The 13,013-nt window shown below is 57.6% G+C and carries 12 protein-coding genes; 8 read left to right on the forward strand and 4 right to left on the reverse strand.

From position 1 onward, the window contains the following. Nucleotides 1-102: 102 nt before the first annotated feature. The 7 genes from glcD (at nucleotide 103) to E4T21_RS15925 (ending at nucleotide 7,019) form a co-directional block, all read left to right on the forward strand. A complete protein-coding gene (glcD, locus tag E4T21_RS15895) occupies nucleotides 103-1,602 on the forward strand; it encodes a glycolate oxidase subunit GlcD (RefSeq protein WP_149285976.1) in 1,500 nt (499 codons plus the stop codon). A gap of 8 nt (nucleotides 1,603-1,610) precedes the next feature. Further along, the gene (gene glcE, locus E4T21_RS15900) at nucleotides 1,611-2,705 is read left to right on the forward strand and encodes a glycolate oxidase subunit GlcE (protein WP_149285977.1); all 1,095 of its coding nucleotides are present in this window, start codon (nucleotides 1,611-1,613) and stop codon (nucleotides 2,703-2,705) included. A 14-nt stretch (nucleotides 2,706-2,719) separates the two neighbouring features. Beyond that, nucleotides 2,720-3,964 carry a glycolate oxidase subunit GlcF gene (gene glcF, locus E4T21_RS15905; protein WP_149285978.1) on the forward strand — a complete coding sequence of 415 codons (1,245 nt, stop codon included), beginning with the start codon at nucleotides 2,720-2,722 and terminating at the stop codon, nucleotides 3,962-3,964. 108 nt (nucleotides 3,965-4,072) lie between these two features. Beyond that, nucleotides 4,073-4,498, forward strand: coding sequence for a GlcG/HbpS family heme-binding protein (locus E4T21_RS15910; protein ID WP_149285979.1), 426 nt, complete (start codon nucleotides 4,073-4,075; stop codon nucleotides 4,496-4,498). 78 nt (nucleotides 4,499-4,576) lie between these two features. Further along, on the forward strand, nucleotides 4,577-5,518 hold the full coding sequence (locus E4T21_RS15915) for a DMT family transporter (RefSeq protein WP_149285980.1): 942 nt from the start codon (nucleotides 4,577-4,579) through the stop codon (nucleotides 5,516-5,518). Further along, nucleotides 5,515-6,333, forward strand: a complete 819-nt coding sequence (locus E4T21_RS15920; protein WP_240349184.1) for a M90 family metallopeptidase — start codon at nucleotides 5,515-5,517, stop codon at nucleotides 6,331-6,333. The genes E4T21_RS15915 and E4T21_RS15920 overlap by 4 nt, the downstream gene beginning before the upstream one ends. Continuing rightward, nucleotides 6,333-7,019, forward strand: coding sequence for a TVP38/TMEM64 family protein (locus E4T21_RS15925; protein ID WP_149285981.1), 687 nt, complete (start codon nucleotides 6,333-6,335; stop codon nucleotides 7,017-7,019). The genes E4T21_RS15920 and E4T21_RS15925 overlap by 1 nt, the downstream gene beginning before the upstream one ends. Here the strand turns inward: E4T21_RS15925 and E4T21_RS15930 are convergent. The 3 genes from E4T21_RS15930 to E4T21_RS15940 all read right to left on the reverse strand — a co-directional run bounded on the left by E4T21_RS15930 (nucleotide 7,016) and on the right by E4T21_RS15940 (nucleotide 10,795). Further along, nucleotides 7,016-8,044, reverse strand: coding sequence for a sensor domain-containing diguanylate cyclase (locus tag E4T21_RS15930; protein ID WP_187775024.1), 1,029 nt, complete (start codon nucleotides 8,042-8,044; stop codon nucleotides 7,016-7,018). The two genes, E4T21_RS15925 and E4T21_RS15930, sit on opposite strands and share 4 nt — an antisense overlap. A 287-nt stretch (nucleotides 8,045-8,331) precedes the next feature. After that, complete coding sequence (locus E4T21_RS15935; protein WP_149285983.1) at nucleotides 8,332-9,657, reverse strand: glycosyltransferase; 1,326 nt, start codon at nucleotides 9,655-9,657, stop codon at nucleotides 8,332-8,334. 226 nt (nucleotides 9,658-9,883) lie between these two features. Further along, nucleotides 9,884-10,795: a LysR family transcriptional regulator gene (locus tag E4T21_RS15940; protein ID WP_149285984.1), complete on the reverse strand. Its 912-nt coding sequence runs from the start codon at nucleotides 10,793-10,795 to the stop codon at nucleotides 9,884-9,886. A 101-nt stretch (nucleotides 10,796-10,896) separates the two neighbouring features. Between E4T21_RS15940 and E4T21_RS15945 the strand changes: the two genes are divergently transcribed. Then, the gene (locus tag E4T21_RS15945; protein WP_275898204.1) at nucleotides 10,897-11,979 is read left to right on the forward strand and encodes a tartrate dehydrogenase; all 1,083 of its coding nucleotides are present in this window, start codon (nucleotides 10,897-10,899) and stop codon (nucleotides 11,977-11,979) included. A gap of 148 nt (nucleotides 11,980-12,127) precedes the next feature. Here the strand turns inward: E4T21_RS15945 and E4T21_RS15950 are convergent, their stop codons facing one another. Continuing rightward, the gene (locus E4T21_RS15950) at nucleotides 12,128-13,003 is read right to left on the reverse strand and encodes a class I SAM-dependent methyltransferase (protein ID WP_149285985.1); all 876 of its coding nucleotides are present in this window, start codon (nucleotides 13,001-13,003) and stop codon (nucleotides 12,128-12,130) included. Nucleotides 13,004-13,013: the final 10 nt, after the last annotated feature.

Here is a 13,013-nt window from a genome sequence, read left to right on the forward strand (position 1 = left end):
ATCCAATAATTGGTATTACCAATATACCAAAAGTAGACAAGCCCGGTGAGAAACCTCACATTGGGGGCCCAGCAGACCAATAACGATAAACCAGGAGGAGCCATGAACATCCTCTATGATGAACGCCTGGACGGCAGGTTGCCTCAGCGCAGCAAGGATGAGGTAGTGGCTGAGCTGTCCCGTTCCATACCGGATCTGAACCTTCTTCATCGCGAAGAAGACCTGCGCCCTTTCGAATGCGATGGCCTATCTGCTTACCGGGTACTGCCCATGCTGGTGGCCCTGCCGGAGACCCTGTCTCAGGTAGAGGCTCTGCTCAAGCAGTGCAACAGGCTCAAGGTCCCCGTAGTGACACGTGGCGCTGGCACAGGCCTTTCAGGTGGCGCATTACCCTTGGAACAGGGAGTGCTGCTGGTCATGTCACGCTTCAATCGTATCGTGCACATTGACCCTGAAGCCCGCATCGCTCGCGTCCAGCCTGGAGTGCGCAACCTGGCCATCTCGGAGGCAGCCTCTCTCTACGGACTCTATTATGCGCCAGACCCCTCTTCCCAGATTGCCTGCTCCATCGGAGGCAACGTGGCCGAAAACGCGGGTGGTGTGCACTGCCTCAAATATGGCTTGACCGTGCATAACGTCCTCGCGGTGGACATCCTCACCATCGAAGGCGAACACATGTCCATTGGCTCTCAAGCACTGGACTCTCCAGGTTTCGACCTGCTCGCCTTGATGATGGGATCGGAAGGCATGCTCGGCGTGATCACCGAGATCACCGTCAAGCTGCTGCCCAAGCCGGAAACCGCCAAAGTCCTGATGGCCAGCTTTGATGATGTGGAGAAAGCTGGAGCCGCAGTAGGCGCAATTATCTCCGCAGGCATCATTCCCGGAGGCCTGGAGATGATGGACAACCTGGCTATCCGCGCCGCCGAGGACTTCATCAAGGCGGGGTATCCCGTGGAGGCCGAGGCCATCCTGCTGTGTGAACTGGATGGTGTCGAAGCGGATGTCAACGATGACATCACTACCGTTCGAGAAGTGCTGGAAAGCGCCGGTGCAACAGACATCCGGCTCGCCAAGGACGAGGCCGAGCGTGCGCGCTTCTGGGCAGGACGCAAGAATGCTTTCCCCGCGGTAGGCCGGATGTCGCCCGATTACTACTGCATGGACGGCACCATCCCCCGCCGTGAGTTGCCACGCGTCCTCAAGGGCATCAGTGACCTATCCAGACACTATGGATTGCGCGTCGCCAACGTGTTTCATGCAGGAGACGGCAACATGCACCCGCTGATCCTGTTCGATGCCAACCGCGAGGGCGAGCTGGAAACGGCCGAAGCCCTGGGGGGCAAGATACTCGAACTGTGTGTGGAAGCCGGAGGCTCCATCACCGGTGAACATGGTGTCGGGCGGGAAAAGATCAACCAGATGTGCGCTCAGTTCAACCATCTCGAAATTGCGACATTCCACGCCGTGAAAGCCGCCTTCGATCCACAAGGCCTGCTCAATCCCGGCAAGAACATTCCCACCCTGGCCCGCTGCGCCGAATTCGGTGCCATGCATGTCCACGACAATCAGCTACCGCACCCGGAAATTCCGCGCTTTTGAGGCTTACCATGTCAGACCAACGATTCCCCACACAGGATGCATTGGACTCACTGCGCGCACAGGTCCGGCAGGCCAGCGAGAATGAGTCACCTCTGCGCATCGAAGGGGGCAATACCAAGGCTTTCTATGGCCGCCCGGTAGCAGGCGAGACCATTTCCACCATCGAACATCGCGGTATTACCCACTATGACCCGGTGGAACTGATCGTCTCGGTACGCGCGGGTACCCCTCTGGCAGAGCTCGAAGCCGCCCTTGCCAGTGAAGGCCAGATGCTGGCCTTTGAGCCGCCCCATTACGGCCCGGGCGCCACCATCGGTGGAACCATTGCTACCGGCCTGTCCGGACCACGCCGACCCTGGTCGGGTGCCGTTCGGGACTTCGTGCTGGGGGTACGCCTGCTCAATCATCAGGGCCAGGAACACCGCTTTGGTGGGGAGGTCATGAAGAATGTCGCGGGCTACGACCTGTCACGCTTGATGGTCGGCGCTCAGGGCACCCTGGGGCTGATCACGGAAGTCTCGCTCAAGGTACTGCCAAAGCCTGGTGCCTGCCATAGCCTGCGCCTGGATATTTCCCTGACTGAAGCCTTGAGCCAACTGGCCAAGTGGGGCCAGAAACCCTTGCCGCTAAGTGCTGCGACCTGGCATGACGGCGCCCTGCACCTACGCCTGGAAGGCGGCCCAAGTTCAGTGGCCGATACCTGCAGAATGATTGGCGGAGATAGCCTGGACAATGCCTACTGGGAGGATCTGCGTGAGCAGCAATTGCCCTTCTTCCAGCAAAACGACATGCCTCTGTGGCGTCTGTCGTTGCCGGCCAATACAGCACCGCTGGAGATTCCCGGTATCGATGCCGAAAGCCTGATCCATGACTGGGCTGGCTGCCAACGCTGGCTGCATGCCGATGTCAACACCGGCACCTTGCGTAGCATCTGTGCACAAGCTGGAGGCCATGCCACCTGCTTCACTCCGGACAAGCTCCCGGAATCCGCTGGCCCGTTCACGCCACTCGAGCCAATGGTCGCCAAGTATCATGACCGCCTCAAGGAGCAACTGGATCCTCAAGGTATCTTCAATCGTGGCCGCCTCTATGCAGAATTCTGAGCAGGAAGGATGACATGCAGACCCACTTCAACGAACAAGACCTTCAGAAACCGCATATTCGCGAAGCCGACCGCGTGCTGCGCACCTGTGTGCATTGCGGTTTCTGCAATGCCACCTGCCCGACCTACCTGCTGCTTGGTGATGAACGCGATGGTCCGCGTGGCCGTATCTACCTGATGAAACAGCTGCTTGAAAAGCCCGATGACAAGGAGATCGGCGAAGAAACCCGCCTGCACCTGGACCGCTGCCTGACTTGCCGCAACTGTGAAACCACCTGTCCCTCTGGCGTCGAATACCACAAGTTGCTGGATATTGGACGAGCAGAAATCGAGCGCCGAGCACCTCGTTCGCTCAAGGAAAGAGGGCTCCGCCTGGGCCTGCGCATGACCATGGTCGAACCCGCCAGGTTCAAGGCGTTGCTAGCGTTGGGACAGACCTTTCGGCCCATGGTACCAGTCACACTCAAGGACAAGATTCCTGCCCAGCCGACTCCTGCCGGCGTGCGCCCCGATGGCAAGAAGCACTCACGCCAGATGCTGATTCTGGAAGGCTGTGTACAGCCTGCGCTTTCCCCCAACACCAATGCTGCAACGGCTCGTGTCCTGGACCAGCTCGGGATTGGCCTTGCCCCGGCACCTGAAGCCGGCTGCTGCGGTGCCATCGACTTTCATCTCAATGCCCAGGACGCCGGCCGGGAACGTGCCAGACGCAACATTGACGCCTGGTTGCCACTGCTCGAACAAGGCTGTGAGGCGATTGTCCAGACAGCCAGTGGCTGTGGTGCTTTCGTCAAGGAGTATGCCGACATTCTCGCCGACGATCCGGACTACGCAGCCAAGGCCCGACGTGTCAGTGCAGCTGCCAAGGACCTTGTCGAGATACTCGACAGCAGCAATCTCGATGATCTGGCCATCAGTGCCGACAAGCGGCTGGCCTTCCATTGTCCTTGCACTCTGCAACATGCGCAGAAACTAGGAGGAGCAGTGGAAGGGGTATTGCAACGCCTGGGCTTCGAGCTGACGCCAGTACAGGATGCACACTTGTGCTGTGGTTCTGCCGGCACTTATTCGATCACCCAGCCACACCTCTCTCGTCAGCTTCGCGACAACAAGATGGCAATGCTGGAGGCTGGCCACCCCGAGGTAATTGCCACCGCCAACATCGGCTGCCAGACCCATTTGGCCTCTGCCGATCGAACGCCGGTGCGCCATTGGATCGAAATCGTCGATGAAGCGCTGGGTTCTGCCCAGCAAACCTGATTGCCAAAGACTGATTGCCGCAACCTGCAAGCCAATAACAGACAACACCGCAGTCACCATACAACAACATCAACGACCCATTCCCACTTCTTGATTCTGGAGACAACCATGACAACCAAGCCAATCTTGGATCAGATACACGTTCAGGCCCTGCTGGATAACGCTCAGCATGAGGCCGAAGCCAACGGCTTTGCCGTGACCATTGCGGTAGCTGATGATGGAGGGCACTTGCTTGGCCTGCGCCGACTCGATGGTGCCGGCCCCTTCAGTGCCGAAGTCGCGTCAGCCAAGGCCCGAACTGCGGCCATCGCGCGCAAGGAAACCCAGGTGTTCGAGGACATGATCAACGCTGGGCGCAGTGCCATGCTTTCTGCACCTTTCCAGGGCCTGATGACCGGTGGTGTACCCGTGATCATAGATGGACAGGTCGCAGGCAGCGTAGGGGTTTCCGGCGTCAAGCCCGAGCAGGATCGGCAGGTTGCACTGGCAGCACTTGAGGCGCTTGCTTCCCGAGCAACGACTTATCCGACATGACCTGCAATGAGCGGCAAGATTGAGTAACCTTGGATATCCCGCTGCGGTGGGATATCCAAGTTTGTGCAAGGACCCTTCATGCCCCGCTCTGCAACACTCCCTGCCCTGGCCTGTCTGGCCCCTCTCGGTGCCGTGTTGATCTGGTCCGGCAACATGACCATCAACCAGCTTACCGTAGGCACCATCGCTCCCAGCACTATTGCCTTCCTGCGCTGGGTATTGGCCCTGCTGGTTCTGACCCCCATCGTTCTTCCCAAGGCCTGGCGAGAGCGTGATGCCATTTTCCGAGCATGGCCTAAACTGGCGGTCCTTGGACTTCTCGGCATGGCCCTGTGGCAAGGACTGGCCTATATGGCAGCGGAAACTACCAGTGCCACCAATATGGGCATCCTGGCCGCCATGGTACCTCTTTTGACCGTATTACTCAGTGCGCTGATACTGCGCGAAACACCTACCTGGGGTGGTGTCGTTGGTGGATGCCTGGCGTTGGTCGGCGTCTTATGGTTGCTCAGTCGCGGACATTTCAGCGCCCTGGCCGAGCTTGAGGTTGCCACTGGCGATTTTCTCATGATCATCGCTGCAATCTGCTATGCCCTGTATGGCGTCATGCTCAAACGCTGGCCGCTGGATCTCTCACCTTGGGTCATGCTCTATGTCCAGGCCGTCTTCGCCACCCTGCTGCTGCTGCCGGGTTACTTGCTGGGCCCCATGACGCCGATCAACTCAACCAATGCCGGGCTTATCCTCTATGCAGGCATCCCCGCATCGATCATCACCACTTACCTGTGGATGATGGCTATTCGCCATCTTGGTGCCAGTCGATCGAGCATCTTCATCAACCTGATGCCAGTGTTCAGTGCTCTCATTGCCATGCTGCTGCTTGGTGAGAGGCTTGCCTGGTATCATCTCAGTGGCGGCCTGCTGGTATTGAGTGGCGTTCTGATGGCCCAACTTCTCACGCGTCCACTCAAGCGTTCACGAGTACAGCCCCTTCAAGACTCCAGGACAACGGCAAGATGATCCTGAAACGTTGGCAACAATGGAGAGCCGAGCGCTTCAGCGCCCGACATCCCTTTCCCGCTGAACAATGGCATGATGCGCGCCAGCGCTTGCCCTTGCTTGGTCTGGTGCCAGATGAGCATGCCGAGCGTCTCGGCCAGAGGGCCTGGCATTTTCTCCATGACAAGCGTATCAGCCTGCATCCTGACCTGGCCCTGGACAATGCAGCCTTCGATGCTACCGAGCAATTGGCTTTGGCAGCCCAGGCTTGTCTGTTGACACTGGGCTGGAGCGACAGGGAGCATCACGAGGCATTCGCCAACGTTCATGAAGTTCTGATTCTTCCCGATGCCTTCCGCCGCGAGGTGGAGGAAATCGACGAGGCCGGCGTGGTCCACAGGTGGGAGGATGAACGAGCTGGAGAGACCTTTCACCAGGGGCCCGTGATTCTGGCCTACCCCGAAGTCATGGAAAGCGGGGGACTGGATGGCTTCAATGTCATCATCCATGAATTTGCCCACAAGCTGGATATGGGCAATTCATTCGATGCGGATGGATTTCCACCGTTGCCCAGCGATATTACCCCCCAGGACTGGTACCGGGAGTTCACGGCCACCTGGAATGACCTGCATGCGCGCATCAGCAAAGGAGAAGACACTCCTATCGATGAATATGCTGCAACTTACCCCGGAGAGTGTTTCGCCGTGTGTTGTGAAACCTTCTTCAGCGCTCCCGTTCGCCTGTCCCAGGCCTACCCGGGGCTGTATTCATTGCTGACCCGCTACTTTCAGCAGGCACCCGATAGTTGGGCCATTCGCAAAGGAGATGCTGGTTGATGGCGCGCCGTTGGTTATTACCACTGACATTACTCGTGCTGCTGGTGCTCCTGGCGCTGATGTGGCAATGGCTTTCCATGCAGGGACTGCTGACCGTTGACACATTGATGACCGCAGTGCGTTCGAGCATGACCTGGCTGAAATCCCCCTGGGGTATTCCTGTCATTCTGGTACTTTATGCCGGACTGTCACTGATCATGTTCCCATTGAGCTTGCTGGTCGCCGCCACTGGCCTCATCTTTGGACCATGGTGGGGCTTCGGCTATGCCCTTGCTGGTACCTTGTGTGCCTCCATGCTGACCTGGTGGGTAGGGCGTAAAATTGGTCGCGATGCTCTGCTGCGCCATGGCGGCCAGCGACTTCATGGGCTGTCTCGCTATCTCGCCGGTCGCGGCGTCAGAACCATGGTGGTGGTCAATCTATTGCCACTAGCGCCCTTCACCTTGACCAACATGATGGCAGGTGCTTTCCACTTGAAGTTTCGTGACTACATGGTGGGGTCGATCCTGGGCATCATTCCAGGTCTTGCAGGCGTGACCTTGCTCGGAAGCCAACTCGGCCAACTGGTCAATGCCGACAGTCGCAACGATGCACTTTATGCAATCGCAGGCCTGCTGGTCGGAATAGCACTGCTGATGGGATTGAAGTTCTGGGCCGAACGCAAGAAAGCCAAGCGCCGCAGCTAATAGATGTGAGTGAACTCGATACGATTGCGTCCGGCATTCTTGGCTCGATACATGGCACGATCGGCCTGGCCGATCAGGAAGTCGAGATCTCTCGGCGCACCATCGATCAGCAAGGCACCGACACTTGCGGTCACGCTGATATGAGTATCCCCAAAGGACACGGACATCTTGCTCAACGTATCGAGAAAGCGATTGAGCATAGCCATGATGCCGTTTTCATTCACGTCCACCATGATCACACAGAACTCCTCGCCTCCCATGCGTGCAATCAGGTCCGTCTTGCGACAACTTTTGGCCAGCAACTCACCAACCTGAACCAGAACCTTGTCGCCAGCTTCATGGCCATAGGTATCATTAACGACCTTGAAGTGATCAAGGTCGATCAGGGCAACCCCCAAGGAGACCTCCTCACTTTGCCATCGTTTGGCGATAGAGGCAAAACGGCTGGAAAAGGCACGGCGATTGAAGACCCCTGTCAGAGGATCGGTTTCCGACAGCGCCATCACTTCTTCGACCTGGTGATGGATGCGGATGCAGGCCGCCAGCCAATGCGCCATCGCTTGCATGCGCAAACGATCACGAAGGGTAAAGGCATTGGTGTCTTCATGGGCCACATTCATCGTGCCGAAACACTGATTACCACTGATCAACGGAACATCCAGACAGCACTTGAGCCCCGTCTCATAAAGCTGCATGCAGTCCAGGTCCCTGGTCATGCTGAAGTCCGCCATATATTCTGCCTGACGGTTAAGAAACACCCGCCCCGCCATGGTGCCTTCAATGGGCAGCAATTGATCCATGGGTATGGCTTCCTTGCCTTCCATGGCGATCAGCTTGAGATGGGTATCGGACTCTACCAGAGTGATGGAGGCACGATGAGCCAGGAACACAGACTGGGACCAGCGCGCGACGGTCTTGAGGAGATCGAACAACGAGACAGCTGCCGACAGTTCGTGAACGAAACGTACCGGTAACTCGATCGACAGCTCCTGGTGTTCGTTTGTTTCCGGTTCGAATGACGGCATGCTGCTCTCTATGGGGCTCATATCCATGTCAACGGAGCCCGCTTCCATAGCATTGGCATCTGCGGATCTCGATCCTTGTTCTCTAGACCCTTGTTCTCTAGACCCTTGTGCTCTTGAAACTTGAGTTCTCGAAATCAGTGTTCTGGGATCTATTGTTCTCGTATCTTCATGCGCACTCACTTGGCTGGCTCCTCGGGGTCCCCCATTCGCATAATGGCATTTGGCTAGTGTACCTCGAAGGTCGATTGGGTCTGTAAGTGTATTCTTATGAATTGAGGATATTTCAGCTACTTTAGTAACTGGTCTGTCTCATTTTCCTCTTCTCCTGGCCACCAAGAGGGACGTTCTTCCCGCCACTCTTCTTTCATCAGCTGCCTCAATAGACGACCTCTGTAGCGTAACATTTGCCACTCCGCTCCCAGGCGACTACGCACTTTTTCCCATCCCCCGTCGTCGGCATGGGTAAAGGCGCCACCTCTCGCAATGGCCAGCCGATATACCACCAGGCAACGCCGCGCGCAGCGCGACTCGTCATAGCCCTCTGCCGTTACCAGGGCTTCCCTGCGCATGCGCTCTCTGCATGCAGGTGCAGCACACTCCAGCAGTGCCTGGGAAAAGGCGCCACTATCCTCCTCCTGCAATAGACGACCGTTGCGACCATCCTCGACAACTTCTCGAACACCCGGAGCATCCAGCGCGACCACTGGCAGTCCTGCCGCCATGGCCTCCGCGATGACCATGCCTTGCGTCTCGCTATGGGAAGCGAAAGCGAACACGTTCATGGACTGATAGGCATCGATCAGTTCTTGCCCCTGCAGGCGGCCGGTGAAACATACTCGTTGTTCGACACCGTGACGCCGGGCACATGCCTGCATGGCTTCCCGCGACTCTCCATCGCCCACAACCAGCCACCAGCAGTCTTTATCCTGGGCAAGCGCAAGACATACCCCCTCAGCCAGAAAATCGAGATTCTTTTCCTTGGCCAAGCGCCCCACATGGCCCAACACAGTACTGTGAGAAGGAATGCCAAAGATGGTACGCCAATGCTGGCCATCACCTTTGCCGAATCGATGAATATCCACACCACTGGGAACCACCGTAATATCGGCATTCGCCTGACGCTCGATCAAGAGATCTCGGATGCTCTCACTGGGCGCAATGACTTCGTCACACAGGCGTGTGTACTGCGTTGCCAGAGCAACGACGAAGCGCCGCATACGCGGCGAATCCCCTGGCACATAGTGGGTGTAGTGCTCATATAACGTGTGATGAGTGAACACCAGTGGCAGACCATAAATTTCCGCCACCCGTATGGCAGTATCTCCCAACAGGAAGGGATGATGGGAATGTACGATGTCCGGCTCGAAAGCCTCTATGGCATCGTAGAGCAGGCTGGGAATGGGGACCGGCAGGGAAAAGTCGCTGCCATTGAATTGCTGTACTGCTGCGACCCTGAACACTCCTTCTTCATGTCGTGGCTGGCCATGGAAACGTGGAGCCACGACCATCACCCGGTGACCGAACTGTTGCAACTGCCCCTTGAGGCGTTGAACCGACTCGCTCACCCCACCGACAATCGGTACATAGGTATTGGTGAACATCAGGATATTCACGTTCGGTCAACACTCCTCGTAACGACTGACACGCCGCGGCTGATACTTGGGTACCGCCTCAGACTGGATCCTGGAATATCGGTTCCGCAGCATCGCATGGGAAACACATGACAAAAGAAACATATGTTATCCAAAAGACAAGGATGCTTTCAGATTACTGTCTAGTGTATGCCGGATTGTCCTGTGAAGGAGATACCAAATCGCGCATTGCTCTAATGGCTTGTTATCATGCAGGTAAAGTCGGCACTCGCTCTCCGAGTTGAGTGACCAGGAAGTCGATGAAAGCGCTCAAGCGAACCGGTACATGACGGCGCTGCGGGTAGATGGCATAGAAATCAGCGCGCACTCCCTGCCAGCCCGGCAACAGTGGCATCAGTTGTCCTTCAGACAGCTCCGTATGCACATCCCACCACGAGCGTAGCAATATCCCATGCCCCTCCAGGGCCAAGCGTTTCACGACCTCACCATCGTTGCTGGTCAGCCGCCCGGTCACCTTGACCGTCTGAGGGCGCCCCCCATCACTCGGCATGAAACGCCAATGGGAAAAGTCACTATCATTTTCCCTTAATACCAGGCATTGATGATGCATCAGGTCTCGAGGAACCTGTGGGGCAGGATGCTTCTCCAGATAGGCCGGTGCTGCACAAGGCACACGTCGATTGGCAAGCAACTTGCGAGCAATCATGCGTGAGTCGGGTGGTTCACCGACACGGATACCCAGGTCGACACCTTCCCCCAGAGGGGCAGGAAAGTTGGACAGTTCCAGCCCCGCTTCAATGTCTGGGTGACGACGACAGAACTCCGACAGCAGAGGGGCAATATGGCGCCGCCCGAAGCCGAAGGTGGCATTGATTCTGAGTGGGCCCGCCAGCGCTTCACGGCCATCCCCCAGGCCCTCTTCCAGGGCTCCCAGCTCATCGAGCAGCTCACTACCCCGAGCCAGGTAATGTTCGCCTTCAGCCGTCAACGTCAGGCGTCTGGTGGTGCGTGATGCCAACTCTACACCCAAGCGTGCTTCAAGCTGCTTGAGACGTTTGCTGACAGCGGACAGAGACAACCCCAGCTCCCGGGCTGTCGTCGTCAGGTTGCCGGCCTGGGCCAGTTGGCGAAAAAAGGCAAGATCGTCGAGGGAAGCCATGATTATCCACCCAGATTCAACAATAGATTGAATTCTACCCTGATTATCTCCCTGCTGTTCACCTCTACACTGACCCGTACTCAATCATGTGGAGAATCCTGATGACAAAGCGTATCGCAGTGCTCGCTGGAGATGGTATTGGCAAGGAGGTCATGCCGGAGGGAATCCGTTCTCTCGAGGCTGCCGCAAAACGCTTCAATATCGACATTGAACTCACCGCCTTCGATTTCGCCAGCTGTGACTACTATCTCGAGCACGGCAAGATGCTACCCGACGACTGGCGCGACATCCTGATTGAGTTCGACGCCATCTTCTATGGCGCCATCGGTTGGCCGGAAAAGGTCCCTGACCATATCTCGCTGTGGGGCTCGCTGCTCAAGTTCCGTCGCGAGTTCGACCAATACGTCAATCTGCGGCCCTGCCGCCTTCTTCCGGGCATCAAGAGTCCTCTAGCGGGCCGAGTTCCCGGCGATATCGATTTCTATGTCGTGCGCGAGAACACTGAAGGGGAATACTCCAGTGTCGGGGGCACCATGTTCGAGGGTACTGAGCGCGAGGTGGTAATCCAGGAAACCGTGATGACCCGCCATGGTGTCGACCGTGTACTCAAGTACGCCTTCGAACTGGCACAAACTCGCCCACGCAAGAAACTGACATCCGCCACGAAGTCCAACGGCATTGCCATCACCATGCCCTGGTGGGATCAGCGAGTTGCCGAAATGGCCAAGCAGTACCCGGACATCGATGTGGACAAGTTCCATATTGATATCCTTACCGCCAACTTCGTCATGCATCCAGACTGGTTCGATGTAGTCGTGGCCAGCAACCTGTTCGGTGACATCCTCTCCGACCTCGGCCCCGCCTGCACCGGCACCATTGGCGTAGCGCCTTCCGCCAACATCAACCCTGAAGGCAAGTTTCCCAGCCTGTTCGAACCCGTGCACGGTAGCGCCCCCGATATCGCCGGCAAGGGCATCGCCAACCCCATCGGCCAGATCTGGTCCGGTGCCATGATGCTGGAACACCTGGGCTACAAGGACGCCGGAGACGCTATTCTCGCTGCTATCGAAGCAGTGCTGGCGGAAGGCGACGATCGCTTGCTGACGCCGGATGTGGGTGGCCACGGTAATACCGCCAGCCTCGGTCAGGCCATCAGCGAGCGGATTGAAAAGAGCGAGCCGTAAGCCGTAAAGCCGTAAGCCGTAAGCCGTAAGCCGTAAGCGCCGAGCCTCGAACTACGAGCGACGAACTGTCCAGAGCAGTCCTCGGTTCACAGGTAAAAGTTCGGGGCTCGGGGGGAATTCAGGTTCGGGGTTACTTACAGCTTATAACTTACAGCTCGAGCGGCTCGCCGCTCATTCCCCATACCCCCTGAATCACCCGGACGCGATCATTGGCCAGGTTGGCCTGCAGGTTGCGTCCCATGCTGGGGAAGTCCTCTCCGAACAACAGTTGGGCACCGGGCAATTCCACTTGCTCGACAACCGCGGACTGCTGCTCTCGCCGCCCATGATGACGTCGCCAGGACAGGGCCTGTTCAGTGACATCGATCAGCCTCAACTGGCGAAAGCCGGCATGCTGCAGGCGTTGTTCCAATGCCTGTCGCGAATCGAGATGACTGTGCTCGGGCTGCCGAGCCCAGGGCACCGGCAGGCTCAAGGGCTCCGGATTCTCCCCGGCCACGACTTCATGCAGCAATACCCGTCCTCCGGGTATCAGTATTCTCCGCCACTCATTCAGTACAGCGTCCTGATCAGGCATGTTGAGAAGAGCGTGCTGACACCACAATGCCTCGATGCTGTCAGATGCCAACGGCAGTTCGGCGGCGTCGGCACACAGAAAATGGGTTTGCAACGAGAGACCGCTAGCCTGGCTCAGCCACCGCGCCACATCAATGAAAGCCGGGGTGATATCGACCCCCACCACCTCGCAGCCCAGTGCCTGTGCCAGCAGGCGGCTGGCTCCACCGGTGCCGCATCCCACATCCAGCATCCGAGTGACACCCGATAGCTCACTCAACTCCAGCAGGCGCTGACTGGAACCGCGCCCCCCGAGGTGCAACTGGTCAAGGCCCGCCATCTGCGTCGGTGTCAACTGGTCAGGGTTGATTCCAGCCTCGACGAATGCCTCTCGCAGGCGATCGATCAGGGCCACCTGATCATTCCCGGCATAATGCTGGCTCAAGCCTGATAGCGTCTGGTCCCTCATCCGCTCTCCA

It is taken from the genome of Halomonas binhaiensis, from assembly GCF_008329985.2.
GTDB classification, from domain to species: Bacteria; Pseudomonadota; Gammaproteobacteria; order Pseudomonadales; family Halomonadaceae; genus Halomonas; species Halomonas binhaiensis.